Below are 14,492 nucleotides of genomic sequence, written 5' to 3'. Positions count from 1 at the left end.
TCTGGTTTTGAGAGATCGAACGACCACCTTGCCGCTGGCGAGGTTTTTTTGTGCTTGTTTTTGGCGGATAACTGTTCTTTTACGCCGGCAAGGAATAAGATGTAGCCAGCGACGTACCGTTGTATTCCGGTTAAAATCAAGTATAATAAATAAGGATACAGAAAAAATGGATTTAGGAGATCATATGGATAAATTTATAACAATAAAAGGAGCTAGAGAAAACAACTTAAAAAACATCGACTTGAAAATCCCGCGTGATCAGCTTGTGATCATGACCGGTGTGTCCGGTTCGGGAAAAACCTCACTGGCTTTCGATACGATCTACGCCGAAGGACAGCGCCGTTATATGGAATCGCTCTCCGCGTACGCGCGCCAGTTTTTAGGCAATAGCGAAAAACCCGATGTCGATCAAATCGACGGCCTTTCGCCCGCAATCGCTATCGACCAGAAGACGACATCCAACAATCCGCGTTCCACCGTCGGAACCGTTACGGAAATTTACGATTATTTGCGGCTTTTATACGCCCGGATCGGCGTGCCGTACTGTCCGGAACACGGAGAGCCCATCACTGGATCGACAGTCACGGAAATGGTCGATCAAATGATGGAGCTGCCGGATAGAACCCGCTGCACTGTCATGGCCCCGATGGTGCGCGGCAAAAAAGGCACATTCAAGGACTTGTTCGACAAGATGATCAAAGAAGGATACATCCGGGCCCGCGTCGATGGCGAAATCGTTTTGCTTGAAGAGCTGGACGCGCTGGAAAAAAACAAAAAGCACGACATCGACATCGTCATTGACCGAATCGTGAAAGGCGACAACCGCTCCCGTTTTTACGATTCGATCGAAACGGCTGTCGGCCTGGCGGAGGGAATGGTTGACGTGCTGGCCGGCGAAGAGGAAATTTTATTGTCAAGCAACTACGCCTGCAAAATTTGCGGCTTTACCGTGCCGAAGCTGGAACCAAAGCTGTTTTCGTTCAACGCCCCGCTAGGAGCCTGCCCAACGTGCAAAGGCCTGGGCATTGAGCAAAAAGTGGACTTGGATTTGCTCATTCCGGATCGCACAAAGTCGATCGCACAGGGCGGGATCGTCTACTATAAAAACATCGTCAATACAGAAAATTTGGAATGGCAGCGTATGAAGGCGTTAATCGACTTTTACGACATCGACATGGAAGCCCCCATCAACAAGATCCCGAAAAAGAAGCTGAACTACGTGTTGTACGGATCGGACCGCAAAATCGCGTTCACGTTGAATTCACGCTCCGGCATGACAAGCCAGAAAGAGGACTTCATCGAAGGCGTCGTCCCGATGATCGAACGCCGCTTTTTGGAAACGAACTCCGCGTGGAACCGGGAATGGTACGGCTCGTTTATCGGGGAAACGGTTTGCGAGACGTGCCACGGCGCCCGCTTGAATGAAAAAGTGCTCGCGGTGCGCATTGGCGGCAAAAACATTTACGAGTGGACGCAAATGAGCGTCAAGGAGGCGCTCGCCTTCATGAACACGATCGAGCTGGCGCCCACGGAGCGCAAGATCTCATCTTTGATTACGAAGGAAATCACGTCGCGGCTCGAATTTTTGAACAATGTCGGCTTGTCGTATTTGACGCTGGACCGGCTTTCGGGTACGTTGTCGGGCGGCGAGCTTCAGCGCATCCGGCTGGCGACCCAGATCGGCTCCAAGCTCACCGGCGTCATGTACGTTCTCGACGAGCCGAGCATCGGTCTGCATCAACGGGACAACGACCGCCTCATCGCGACGCTGAAGGAAATGCGCGATCTTGGCAACACGCTCATTGTCGTCGAACACGACGAGGACACGATGCGCGCCAGCGACTATATTGTCGACGTCGGACCGGGAGCCGGTGTCCATGGCGGCGAAATCGTAGCGGCGGGAACGCCGGAAGAAGTGATGAACGATCCGAATTCGCTGACCGGCCAGTATTTGAGCGGAAAGAAGAAAATCGACGTGCCGGACGTTCGCCGCAAAGGCAACGGCAAAAAGATCCGCGTCGTGAAGGCGACGCAAAACAATTTAAAAAACGTGACCGTGGATTTTCCGCTGGGCATGATGGTCGCCGTCACCGGCGTTTCGGGCTCGGGCAAATCATCGCTCGTGACGGAAGTGCTGACGCATGGCTTGCAGCACGCCCTTGGACGCATGCGCATCAAGCCGGGCGAGTGCAAGGAAATCAAAGGCATGGAGAACATTGACAAGCTTGTCGAAATCGGGCAGGATCCGATTGGCAGGACGCCTCGATCCAATCCGGCGACGTATACCGGCGTGTTTGACGACATCCGGGATTTGTTCGCGCAAACCCGGGAGGCGAAGCTATTGGGATACGACAAGGGGCGCTTCTCGTTCAACGTCAAAGGCGGCCGATGCGAAGCGTGCCAGGGCGATGGCATCAAGAAGATTTCGATGCATTTTTTGCCCGACGTGTACGTGCCATGCGACGTGTGTCATGGCCGGCGCTACAACGAGGAAACGCTGCAAGTCAAATACAAGGACAAAACGATCGCGGACGTGCTGGAAATGACGGTTGAGGAAGCGGTGGATTTTTTCTCGAACGTTTCGAAAATCAAGCACAAGCTGCAAACGCTCAAAGACGTCGGCTTGTCGTATATCAAGCTTGGTCAAAGCGCGACGACTTTGTCGGGTGGCGAGGCGCAGCGGGTCAAGCTGGCTTCGGAGCTGCAAAAGAAGGCAACCGGAAAGACGATGTTCGTCCTCGACGAGCCGACCACTGGACTTCATACGAATGATGTGAAAAAATTGATTGAGGTTCTTCAAAGACTAGTGGATAATGGAGATACAGTTGTTGTGATTGAGCACAATCTCGACGTCATCAAATGCGCCGACCACATCATTGATATCGGACCGGAAGGCGGCGTCGAAGGCGGACAAGTCATCGCGACCGGCACCCCGGAACAAATCGTCGAGGTGGCGGAAAGCTATACAGGAAACTATTTGAAACCGATACTCGAAAGGAAGTGAGCGCATGAGTCGGGTCACCGTGAAGGACATCGTCGAAAAATTTATGTGGGAAGTCGTCTGCGGAAACGCGCAGGCACTCCAGCGGCCGGTAACGCTGGCGGATACGAACCGTCCGGGGCTGGAGCTGGCCGGATATTTTCCGGGCACGCAAGTCAAACGGCTCGTTGTCCTCGGCGACAAGGAGATCGGCTATATCCAGTCGGAAATGGACGAGATCTCCCAGCGACGCGCATTCGAGTATTTAACCGGGCCGAAGACGCCAGCCATCGTCATTACGAACCACAACCCGTGTCCGTCGATTCTTAAAGAAATCGCGGAGAGGAAAAACTTTCCGATTTGCATGTCCGAAAACAAGACGTCCCACGTGATCGTCAACGTCACGAACTACCTGGACGAAAAGCTGGCGAAAAGCGTCATTTTGCATGGCGAGCTCGTGCGGGTGTATGGTGTCGGCGTGCTGATCACAGGCAAGTCCGGAACCGGAAAATCGGAAATCGTGCTGGAGCTGATCCAGCGCGGCCACCAGCTTGTCGCGGACGACCGGGTGGACTGCTATCGAATCCACAACCAGCTGATCGGCCGGCCGACACCAATGATCGAGGGCTTTATGGAGCTGCGCGGCGTCGGGATCATCGACGTCGAGAAAATGTACGGGGTGGCTTCGATTACCCACCAGACAAACATCGACTTGGAAATCGTGCTGGAGCCGTTTCGGAACACGTCGGATTACGACCGCGTCGGCATCGAGGAAAAAGAGTATTCGGAAATCCTGGGCATTCGAATTTTGAAAATGCGGATCCCGGTCAGCGCGGGCCGGCCGATGTCGACCATTATCGAAACGGCGATCACGAATTATTTGCTGCTGATCCAGGGAACCGACTCCGCGAAGGAATTCGAGGAGCGGGTGCTGGCGGAAATCGCGCACAACCGCGATGAAGAACTCAAGGAAAACAAAAACAAATAGAAACGAGGGACACACAATGAGCGAACGTTATGATTTGGCTATCATCGGCGCCGGACCGGCGGGTATGGCGGCTTCGTTATACGCTTCACGCAGCGGCCTGAAAACGTGCCTGATCGAAAACGGGGCACCGGGCGGAAAACTGCTGAAAACCTATCATATTGAAAACTATCCGGGCATTAAGGAAATGGGCGGCGCGGAACTGGCGATGGTCATGTTCGACCAGGCGCTTGGTTTTGGCGCGGAATACAAAGCGGGAGACGTCGTCAAGGTGGACGAGGACAAAACGATCCACATGGCGGATGGCTCGCGTGTCGAGGCGGACTGCGTGCTGCTGGCGACAGGAACCAAAGAGCGCATGCTCAACATTCCGGGCGAACAGGAAAACGTCGGAAAAGGCGTTTCGTTTTGCGCGGTATGCGACGGCGCGTTTTTCAGAGACAAGGACGTCGTCGTCATTGGTGGCGGCAACTCGGCGCTGGAGGAATCCGTCTTTTTGACGCAGTTCGTCCGCAAGCTGTACATCGTCATTCGCCGCGACCAGTTCCGGGCCGAGGAAAAATTCCAGCGCGAAGTCGAGGCGAATGATAAAATCGAAATCATCCGCGAGCACATTCCGGTTCAAGTGCTGTCCGATGGCAAAGTGACGGGCATCGTGCTGCAAAACGTCAAGACGGGCGAGCAGCAGACGATTCCTTGCGCGGGGATTTTCCCGTATGTCGGTTCGGATCCGCTCAGCGGCAGCGTGCGGGATCTGGGCGTGTGCAACGAGCATGGCTACGTTTTGGTGGACCGGGCGATGGAAACAAAAGTCGACGGCTTGTTCGCCGCGGGCGACGTCGTGGACAAAGAGCTTCGTCAAGTCGTGACGGCGGTGGGCGAAGGCGCGCTCGTCGCACAGCAGGTATTTAGGAAAGTAAAGGAAAAATAATTTGAATGCGCTTATAGTTTGTGATTAAATGATACTGTATAGAGATGGGGAGGATCAGGATTATGGATTCATTGACTGCGATTCAATACGCGATGGACTTCTATTATGAAATCACCGGATTGAGATCCTATTTTGTGCAGGGCGTCGACGAAGTCGACAGCGCGAAGGAGAAAAACTTTTTTTGCAAGACGCTGAAACTGAGTTCGAAAGCTCTCAATCATTGCGACGCGTGCACGCTTGAAAATTATACGAATGCGCTGAGCAAAAACGAGATTCAAATGTATTCCTGCCATGCCGGACTCGTAAAATGGTCGGTTCCGGTCGAGTTTCCAGACGCGAAAGGCGTCATCGTATCCGAAGGAGTCATCAGCTCGCAGCAGGTGGCGGATAAAAACCAGTGGATCGACTATTTGGTGGAAAAGTATAATTTGCCAAGAAACATTTTGATGGAAAACTACGAACACATCGTGGAGATGACCGAAAAACAAGTGGACGACAGCGTCAAGCTTCTTTGCGCGCTGCTGGAATACTATCGAACCCTTTGCGAAGAATAGGCCAGACCAGTCCAATGAGAAAGACCGTGCGGACGGTCTTTTTTTTGCGCGCGAAAAAAGCGACACCCGTATCGGATATCGCTTGGAACAGACGCTAGTTCACGACCTGGTGGTGCGCCGGATAGGACGAGGTATCCAGACCAAGGAACACATAGCCTTCGTCTTTATAGTGCTTGATGATTTGCTCCAGAGCCTCCACCGTCGTGTCTTTGGCGTCGGTATCGTGCATCAGGATGTTGATGTACTGCTCGTCGCTGGCGGTCGCGTTGGCGACGATTTGCGAAACCGGGACGTTGTTGCCGCTCGCGTCGGTCGAATCCACGTTCCAGTCAAAGTACTGGTAGCCTTTGTCGCGCACTTCCTTTGTCAGCTCGGTCATGATTTCCGGCGTGTACTGGGCGGAGATCATGTTGCTCGAACCGCCAGGAAAGCGGATAACCATGGATTTTTTGCCCGTCACGTCCTCGACCATGTCCGACACTTTTTTCAAGTCGTCGAAGTACGCCTCCTTGCTGCTGTACAAATCGGCGTAGTCGTGGGAAAACGTATGCAGACCAATCGTATGGCCCGCCTTGTCGGCCTGCTTGATGAATTTGTTGTATTCCGGATGCGTGCCCGTGACAAAGAACGTCGCCTTCGCGTTGTACTTGTCGAGCATTTTGAGGATTTCGCCCGTGTTCGCGCTCGGTCCGTCGTCGAATGTCAAATACACGACTTTTTTACCATACGCCGGATCCTCCTCGATTTCGAGCTTTTGCGTGTACGTCGCGCGATTGCCCGAGCGGTCCTCCACGGTAAACTCGACCGTGGACGAGCCAGGCTCGGTGGAATCGTAGGACGATTCGGAAATCGTGACGACAGGATTTGGATCGAACTCGTCTTTGACCTGAATCATTTCCGGCGTCACGCTCTGTCCCTGCCGGATCGTGATTTTCGCTTTTTTGTCTTTCAAGGTCGGCGCTTTCGTGTCTTCCTCGCGAATGAGCATCGCGGTTTTGCGCGTTTCGTTGCCGTCCTCGTCGGTCGCGACGACTTCGACTTCGTGTTTGCCGCGCACGTCGATCGACTCTTTGTCGTACTTATAGGCGTACTGGATCTTTCCGGCGTCCTTGGCGCTTTTCACAAGCGTCGCGGGATCGAACTCGGTCGTCATGTCGACATGGACATCCTCGAGAGCCAGCTCGGGCGCTTTCGTGTCCTTGACGTTGATCAGCGCGTCGGCGGTTCGTCCGTTGTACGCATACGTGATCGGGTATTCGCCTTTTTTGTTGGTGTCGATGTTTCCTTTGATCTGGACTTGTTCCGGATCGCCGCGAAACACGAATTTGATGTTTGATTTTGGATCGTATTTTTCTTTGTACTCCACGACCACGTCTCTGGATCGGAGCTGGATTGGATTGAACGTCAAATACAAAACGTAAATTCCCAAGACCGCCAACAGCGGAATCGCCAGCACGACCAGTACGCGTCCGAGGCGCAGCTTGCGTCTTTTTCTTTTTCTTCTTTTTACCGGCATAACTTTCTATTCCTTTATTAGTAATGTTTAATATCAATTATACATGAGTTTCGCAAAAAGGGGGAATGAGAAACGCGGTTTTGAAAAATATTTTTTTGTTTCTGCGCGATGAATCTTTGCTATACTAAAAAGGAAAGAAAAGAGGATGATCATGAAACTCATATTGGCGATTTTATCGAATGAAGACAGTTCGACAGCGAATCACCTGCTCAACAAAAACGGCTTCCAGGTCACGAAGCTGGCGACCACGGGCGGATTTTTACGCGCAGGAAACACCACACTGATGATTGGCTGCGAAGACGAGCAAGTCGAAGAAGCGATGGGACTGATCGAGGAAAGTTCCCGCAAGCGGACCGAGCTGGTGCCGACCGCGGCCGGGTATGATATGGGACGGTATATGAATCTGCCGATGGAAGTTCAAGTCGGCGGAGCGACGATTTTCGTGCTTGACGTCGAACAGTTCAAAAAAGTTTAAAGAAAGGATGCACACATGAACGTACTTGTTGTTGGCAAAGGCGGCCGCGAACACGCATTGGCGCGCGCCGCAAGCTTATCCCCCCAATGCGAAACGCTGTACATGGCGCCGGGCAATCCGGGCATGGCGAAACTGGGCACCTGCGTGCCCGTCGCGGACAATGATATCGAAGGCCTTGTCCAATTCGCGAAAGACCACGCAATCGACTTGACGATTGTCGGACCGGAAGCGACGCTGGCGCTTGGCATCGCGGACGCCTTCGAAGCCGAGGGACTGACGGTTTTCGGACCGAGCCAGGCGGCCACCCAGGTGGAGTCGAGCAAGGATTTCGCCAAGGAAATCATGAAGAAATACGACATTCCGACCGCGGCGTACGCGACATTTGACAACTTCGACGACGCGTGGCGATATGTCCAGGAACAAGGCGCGCCGATCGTTGTCAAGGAAGACGGCTTGAAAGCGGGCAAAGGTGTGACGGTAGCGATGCGTCTGGAAGACGCCAGGGAGGCGCTGGAGATCGCGTTCGCGATTCCCGACAACAAAGTCGTCATCGAACAATATTTGGAAGGCTTCGAATACTCGCTGATCGCGCTCGTGCACAACGATCTGGTCGTGCCGCTGGAAATCGCGCAGGATCACAAACGCGCCTACGACAACGACGAAGGACCCAACACAGGCGGCATGGGCTCGTACTCGCCGGTCAAGCGCATCACACCGGACATCGTGGAGCAGACGATGACGCAAGTCATGGAACCGATGGCCAAAGCGCTCGTCGAGGAAGGCGTGCCGTTCACGGGCTTCCTGTATGGCGGGCTCATGCTGACAAACGAGGGCATCAAGACGATCGAGTTCAACGCCCGCTTCGGCGATCCGGAAGCGGAAGTCATTCTTTCCAGACTGGAAAGCGACTTCCTGGCGGCGATCCAGTCCGTTTTGCGCGGCGAGAAGCCGGCGCTGCAATGGAGCAGCCAGGTCAGCCACGGCGTCGTGCTGGCGAGCACGAACTACCCGGCTTCGTCGACGAAAGGCGTCCGCATCGAGGGTCTGGACGAAGTCGAAGGCATCGTCTACCACATGGGCACGAAAGAGGAAGACGGCACCCTGCTGACGGATGGCGGCCGCGTGCTGATGCTCGTGTCGCTGGCCGACGACCTGGAGAGCGCGTATGAAAAAACGTACGCAAACGTGGCGAAAGTGAAAAGCGACGCGCTGTTTTACCGCAGCGACATTGGAAGAAAGGACATGTAACGATGGCGAAAACAGATCTTGAAATCGCGCAGGAATGCGTAATGGAGCCGATTGGCAAAGTCGGCGCGAAAGCGGGGATTCCCGAAGAGGCGCTCGAGCCATATGGACGGTATAAGGCGAAACTTTCGTTCGACTTTGTGAAAAGTCTGGAAAACGAAAAAGAGGGCAAGCTGATTTTGGTGACGGCGATCAATCCAACCAAGGCGGGCGAAGGAAAGTCGACGACGACGGTCGGACTTGGCGACGGGCTGAACCGGCTCGGAAAAAAGACGATGATGGCGCTTCGCGAGCCAAGCCTTGGCCCGGTGTTCGGTTTAAAAGGCGGCGCGGCTGGCGGAGGATACGCGCAGGTCGTGCCAATGGAAGACATCAACTTGCATTTTACTGGCGACATGCACGCCATCACGACATGCAACAACCTCGTTTCGGCGATAGTCGACAATCACATTTATCAGGGCAACGCGTTGAATATCGACCCGGAACGCATCACGTTCAAGCGCTGCCTGGACATGAACGACCGGGAATTGCGCCGCGTCGATATCGGCCGGGGCGCCAAAGTGAACGGCATTAAGCGCGAGGATGGCTTCAACATCACGGTAGCGAGCGAAATCATGGCGGCGCTTTGCCTGGCCGAGGATTTGATGGATCTCAAAGAGCGGTTCGCGAGCATGCTCGTGGCATACACGATGGACGGAAAACCGGTGTATGTGCGCGATCTAGGCATCGAAGGGGCGATGGCGATGGTCATGAAAGACGCGATCCTGCCAAACCTTGTCCAGACACTCGAGCACAATCCGGTTTTGATCCATGGCGGACCGTTCGCGAACATCGCCCACGGCTGCAACTCGGTTATCGCGACGAAAACCGCCCTGCGTTTGGCGGACTACGTCGTGACGGAAGCGGGATTTGGCGCGGATCTGGGCGCGGAAAAATTTCTGGATATCAAATGCCGGCTGGCCGGCCTGCATCCGGACGCGGTCGTGATCGTGGCGACGATTCGCGCGCTCAAGCAGCACGGCGGCGTGGCGTTCGAGGATTTGAAAGAGGAAAACGTGGACGCGATGCGAAAGGGATGCGAAAACCTGGCGAAGCACATCGACACGATCCAGCAGTTTGGCGTTCCTTACATCGTGGCGATTAACGAGTTCGCGACCGACACCGAGGCGGAAGTCGACGCCTTGAAAGCGTGGTGCGCGGAAAACGGCCATCCGCTTTCCTTGAGTCAGGTTTGGGCCAAAGGCGGCGAAGGCGCGCTCGATCTCGGACAAAAAGTCGTCGAGCTGTGCGAGCAGGAAAACCACTACGCCCCGCTGTACGATTTGGACGACTCGATTGAAGAGAAAATCGAAAAAATCGCCCGCAAGGTATATGGCGCCAAGGGTGTGGAATTTACGGAAGAGGCCCAGGAGCAGATCCGCTTGTTTACCGCGGAAGGATGGGACAAGCTGCCGATTTGCATGGCGAAGACGCAAATGTCGTTGTCGGACGACGGCAAAGTCATGGGCCGGCCGACGGATTTCACGATTACGGTGCGCGAGCTGCGGCCGTCGCTGGGCGCGGGCTTTATCGTGGCGCTCACCGGCAACGTGCTGACGATGCCGGGACTGCCGAAACACCCAAGCGCGCTGGATATGGACATCGACGAGAACGGCCGAATCGTAGGCTTGTTTTAAAAAAAGCGAAAGAAACAAACAAAGGCTCTCCGTGGGGAGCCTTTTAAGCATCCCGATATCGGTTTTTTAGTTTCTTTTTATATAATGAAAAAAAGGAGAAAACATATGCGTTCTGAAAAAATAAATTGGAAACTGCTCGTCGTGGTGACGCTGCTTGTGGTTTTCGTTCTTAACCTCTCCCATGTGATTGCGTTCGTGCAAATGTGCTGGGGGGCGATCTCGAGTCTGGTTTTCGGCGCCATGCTCGCGTTCGTGATCAATTTAATCATGCGGCCGCTGGAGGAACAGCTGGGCCGTTCCAAATCGAAATGGATCCAGAAAGGCAAGCGAAGCATTTCGCTGCTCGTTTCGATCGTGATCGTGCTCGCGGTGCTGGCCGGTTTAGTATGGCTTGTCGTGCCGTCGCTGATCGACGCCGGGGAAGTCATGGCCAAAGTGCTGCCAAAGTACTATGAGCAGGCGGAAGAGTTTTTTACCCATCTCTTTAAAAACAATCCGGAAATCGTCGCGAGCATTGAATCGCTCAATTTGAACTGGAACGAGATTACCGACAAAATGATGTCCTTTTTGGGATCGGGTGTTTCCGGTGTGCTGGGCAACGCGGTCAACGTCGTGGGCACGGTGGTCAGCAGTATCGTCAACGCGATCATTATCATCATTTTCGCGATTTACGTCTTGCTGGATAAGCAGCGGTTCGTGAATTTGTATCATCGGGCGACGAAATTGTGGTTCAAGCCGGAAACGACGGCGCGCATCACGGAGGCGCTCAATATCATTTACAGCTCGTTTAGCTCGTTCATTTGCGGACAATGTCTGGAAGCGCTGATTCTGGGGTCGACGTGCGCGCTTGGCATGGCAATTTTGCGGCTGCCATATCCGCTGATGATTGGAACGCTTGTCGGCGTTATCAATATCATTCCGATGATTGGCGCCTACATTGGCGGCGCGATTGGTATGTTCATGGTGTTTACCGTCAATCCATGGCTGTCGGTCGTCTTCCTTATTTACTTGTGCATTTTACAGCAGTTCGAAAGCAATGTGATTTATCCAAGAGTCGTCGGTCGTTCGGTGGGCCTGCCGGGTATTTACGTTATGATTACAGTCGTGGTTGGCGGATCGCTGGCCGGAGTCGCGGGCATGTTCCTGGGCATTCCGATTATGGCCAGCGCCTACAAAATCGCCCGGATTTACTTCCGGGAGGCCGAGCAGCGCAAACAAGCCGAAATCGCGCGGGAGAAGGCGAATGTTCAGCCGAAGTCCGAGTAAGCGGCAGCAAATCGAGTCGCAGCTGGCGCGCGGGTCGATTTTGCATATGGGGCTGCACGACGAGAAAGGGTTTTTCATTCAGCCGGTTTCGTATGGCTTCGCGATGAATCCAGAGGAAGTCGTTTTGTATTTTTGCGCCGAAAAGCGGGGCCGCAAGTACGAGGTGTACCGGCAGACGCCCGACGTTTCCGTGCTGATCGACCATTTGAGCGGGTATAAAATCGACGTCGACCACTACGCGCCTTGCTTCGAGAGCTTGCGCGCGCAAGGCACGGTGCGCGAGGTGACGGGCCGGCAAAAGGAAAAAGCGCTGTTCGCGCTGCTGTCCCATTGCGGCTTCGATGCCGGACAGATCGGCTTTGACAACATTCTGAACGACCCGCATCTTGGCTTTTACGCCATCGAACTGCGGGAAATCGTCACGAAAAAGAACGTGTAGTGCTATAATGGGAAACGGAAAAGGAGAGAGTTTGATCCATGTTTGATGAAATCCATGAAGAGTGTGGCGTCTTTGGCGCTTACCATATCCAAAACGCGGCCGCGATCACGTATTACGGGCTGCATACGTTGCAGCATCGGGGGCAGGAAGCGAGCGGTATCGCGGTCGGCGAGGGAGCGAAGATCCAGGTGCGCAAAGGCAAAGGCTTGACAATCGACGTGTTCACCCGCGAAAAACTCGAGCAAATGCCCGGGAAGGTGGCGGTCGGCCATGTGCGCTACAGCACGGCGGGCGGACAGGAAAACGCCAACATCCAGCCCATCGTGGCCAGAGGCCGCGTCCATGACGTAGCCATCGTCCACAACGGGCAGATCGTCAATGAAAAAGAGCTGCGAATCGAACTGGAGGAGGCTGGCTGCATTTTTCAGGGGACAAGCGACAGCGAAATCGTGCTGCACATGATCCAGAAGGAGCAAGGGACGATGCGCGAGCGTGTGATGAAGACGGCGCGCAAGCTGGTTGGCGCGTTTTCGATTCTCGTGTTGTGCGAGGACGCGATTTACGCCATTCGCGACCAGAAAGGGCTGCGGCCGCTGTCGTACGCGAAAATGCAGGATGGCTATGTGATTGGCTCGGAAACGTGCGCCTTCGAGGTGCTTGGCTTGTACACGCATACCGATGTCAAGCCCGGCGAGCTGGTGGAGTTCAAGGATGGAATCGTCCGCCGGTTCGACTACGAGCCGGCTGGCGAAACGCATTTGTGCGCGATGGAATACATTTATTTCGCGCGGCCGGATAGCGTGATCGAGAATTTGAATGTCCACCGGTTCCGCAAAGAGACCGGCCGGCTGCTGGCGTTGCGCGACGACGTCGAGGCGGACATTGTTATTGGCGTGCCGGATTCCTCGTTGTCGGCGGCAATCGGGTACGCGGAAGCGTCGGGGATCCCGTTTGAAACCGGTCTTGTGAAAAACCGGTTCGTAGGGCGGACGTTCATTCAGCCCACGCAGGCGCTGCGCGATCGGGGCGTACGGATGAAGCTGTCGGCGATCGGGCCAATCGTGGCGGGAAAGTCCGTCGTCATGATTGATGACTCGATTGTTCGCGGAACGACGTCCCGGCGAATTGTCCGGCTGTTGAAGGACGCGGGCGCGCGCGAAGTCCATGTGCGGATCGCCTCGCCGGTCATCACGAGTCCTTGTTTTTACGGCGTGGACACGAGCACGAAGGAAGAGCTGATTGGCGCCCGGATGGACGAGGCCGCGATTTGCGAGGCCATCGAAGCCGATTCGCTGCGTTTTATGTCGATTGACGACTTGAAAGCGGCGGCGGGCGGTGTTGGATTGTGCACGGCTTGTTTTGATGGCTCGTACTGTACCGATTTGTATTCCTATGGCGAAAAGCTGTAGAAAGAACGGGCGAATGGATAGTATCTTCCAGGATTTCAGTATAGTATGAGGATGGATGAAACATACAAACGGAGGTGTATGAAAATGGTTAAATATGTTGAAAGTATAGATGAATTTAAAGAATACGTCGGCTCTGGAAAAGTCGTGATGGACTTCTACGCCGAGTGGTGCGGCCCTTGCAAAATGCTGACACCGGTTTTGGAGGAAGTGTCCAAAAAACTCGAAGGCCAGGTTCGAATCGTAAAATGCGATATCGACAAATTCCCGGAAATCGCGTCCGCGTTCAAAGTCATGAGCGTGCCTACGCTGATTTATTTCCAGGATGGCAAAGCGATTACCGCGATGTCGGGTTACATGCCGGAACCACAGCTGCTGAACTGGATTTCCGAAGCCCAGAAAAAAGCCGCATAGAGAGCATCAAAAAAACGAGAGGAAGAGTGACGGGCGACCGTCGCTCTTTTTGGAAGGAGGAAAGGGAATGGATCGACAAAATCGAAACGAATGCCCGACGCTGGAGGCGTTTGGGCGATGGATCAACAATCCTGTATTTCAAACTTTTTGCGGCGAGCTTGCGAAAACGTATGGATGCAAGGAGTCGATGCGATATAGCGCGTGTAGCTGGGAGCCTGGCTGGAACTTGAAATTCATCCGGGCGGGGAAAACGCTCTGTACGGTGTATCCGCGAAACGGGTATTTCACGGTGCTTGCCGTCATTGGAAAAAAGGAAAAGGAACGCGTGGAGCGGTTGCTGCCGAACATGACGCCCCGGATTCAAACGTTGTACACACAAACCCGGGAAGGAAACGGGCAGCGGTGGCTGATGGTGGATATCGAGTCCAGGGACGCGGTATATGAGGACGTGATGCGGTTGATCCACATTCGAAATACAAAAAAAATGAAGCCGGAAAGCGGGAAGAAATAGCGTATCCAGCCTTTTTTTTAACTTTTGAACTTTTTTCAGAAATAATGTCCGGTTTTCCCTCGTTTTGTCGTATATAAAGGTATGAAGGATTTAC

General features: G+C 54.0%; 13 protein-coding genes. 12 read left to right on the top strand and 1 reads right to left on the bottom strand.

Annotated elements, in window-relative coordinates; genetic code table 11:
- Positions 1-184 precede the first annotated feature (184 nt).
- From uvrA to E5336_RS11530, 4 genes are all read left to right on the top strand, one after another.
- Complete coding sequence (uvrA, locus tag E5336_RS11545) at positions 185-3,004, top strand: excinuclease ABC subunit UvrA (protein WP_135981254.1); 2,820 nt, start codon at positions 185-187, stop codon at positions 3,002-3,004.
- Positions 3,005-3,008: 4 nt separating this feature from the next.
- Positions 3,009-3,968, top strand: coding sequence for an HPr(Ser) kinase/phosphatase (gene hprK / locus E5336_RS11540; RefSeq protein WP_135981253.1), 960 nt, complete (start codon positions 3,009-3,011; stop codon positions 3,966-3,968).
- A 16-nt stretch (positions 3,969-3,984) separates the two neighbouring features.
- Entirely contained in the window at positions 3,985-4,896 is a 912-nt protein-coding gene (locus E5336_RS11535; protein WP_135981252.1) for an NAD(P)/FAD-dependent oxidoreductase, read from the top strand.
- 62 nt (positions 4,897-4,958) lie between these two features.
- Positions 4,959-5,450: a PocR ligand-binding domain-containing protein gene (locus E5336_RS11530; RefSeq protein WP_168353662.1), complete on the top strand. Its 492-nt coding sequence runs from the start codon at positions 4,959-4,961 to the stop codon at positions 5,448-5,450.
- A 94-nt stretch (positions 5,451-5,544) separates the two neighbouring features.
- Here the strand turns inward: E5336_RS11530 and E5336_RS11525 are convergent, their stop codons facing one another.
- Complete coding sequence (locus E5336_RS11525) at positions 5,545-6,966, bottom strand: polysaccharide deacetylase family protein (RefSeq protein WP_135981250.1); 1,422 nt, start codon at positions 6,964-6,966, stop codon at positions 5,545-5,547.
- A 151-nt stretch (positions 6,967-7,117) separates the two neighbouring features.
- Here E5336_RS11525 and E5336_RS11520 point away from each other — a divergent pair, with 151 nt between their 5' ends.
- The 8 genes from E5336_RS11520 to E5336_RS11485 all read left to right on the top strand — a co-directional run bounded on the left by E5336_RS11520 (position 7,118) and on the right by E5336_RS11485 (position 14,398).
- Complete coding sequence (locus tag E5336_RS11520) at positions 7,118-7,441, top strand: cyclic-di-AMP receptor (RefSeq protein WP_135981249.1); 324 nt, start codon at positions 7,118-7,120, stop codon at positions 7,439-7,441.
- A 15-nt stretch (positions 7,442-7,456) separates the two neighbouring features.
- On the top strand, positions 7,457-8,689 hold the full coding sequence (purD, locus tag E5336_RS11515; protein WP_135981248.1) for a phosphoribosylamine--glycine ligase: 1,233 nt from the start codon (positions 7,457-7,459) through the stop codon (positions 8,687-8,689).
- A 2-nt stretch (positions 8,690-8,691) separates the two neighbouring features.
- On the top strand, positions 8,692-10,362 hold the full coding sequence (locus E5336_RS11510; protein ID WP_135981247.1) for a formate--tetrahydrofolate ligase: 1,671 nt from the start codon (positions 8,692-8,694) through the stop codon (positions 10,360-10,362).
- A gap of 105 nt (positions 10,363-10,467) precedes the next feature.
- Entirely contained in the window at positions 10,468-11,628 is a 1,161-nt protein-coding gene (locus tag E5336_RS11505) for an AI-2E family transporter (RefSeq protein WP_135981246.1), read from the top strand.
- On the top strand, positions 11,606-12,067 hold the full coding sequence (locus E5336_RS11500) for a pyridoxamine 5'-phosphate oxidase family protein (RefSeq protein ID WP_135981245.1): 462 nt from the start codon (positions 11,606-11,608) through the stop codon (positions 12,065-12,067). Before E5336_RS11505 ends, E5336_RS11500 begins: the two co-directional genes overlap by 23 nt.
- A 38-nt stretch (positions 12,068-12,105) precedes the next feature.
- Positions 12,106-13,476, top strand: a complete 1,371-nt coding sequence (gene purF / locus E5336_RS11495; protein WP_135981244.1) for an amidophosphoribosyltransferase — start codon at positions 12,106-12,108, stop codon at positions 13,474-13,476.
- Positions 13,477-13,560: 84 nt separating this feature from the next.
- Positions 13,561-13,887 carry a thioredoxin gene (gene trxA / locus E5336_RS11490; protein ID WP_277820863.1) on the top strand — a complete coding sequence of 109 codons (327 nt, stop codon included), beginning with the start codon at positions 13,561-13,563 and terminating at the stop codon, positions 13,885-13,887.
- A gap of 67 nt (positions 13,888-13,954) precedes the next feature.
- Positions 13,955-14,398 carry a DUF3788 domain-containing protein gene (locus tag E5336_RS11485; RefSeq protein WP_135981242.1) on the top strand — a complete coding sequence of 148 codons (444 nt, stop codon included), beginning with the start codon at positions 13,955-13,957 and terminating at the stop codon, positions 14,396-14,398.
- The last annotated feature ends 94 nt before the right edge of the window (positions 14,399-14,492 follow it).

The sequence above is a fragment of the Dubosiella muris genome, from assembly GCF_004793885.1.
Taxonomy (GTDB): Bacteria; Bacillota_I; Bacilli_A; order Erysipelotrichales; family Erysipelotrichaceae; genus Dubosiella; species Dubosiella muris.
The sequence above is the reverse complement of the archived record's forward strand: the minus strand, read 5'-3'. Positions and strand labels throughout refer to the sequence as shown.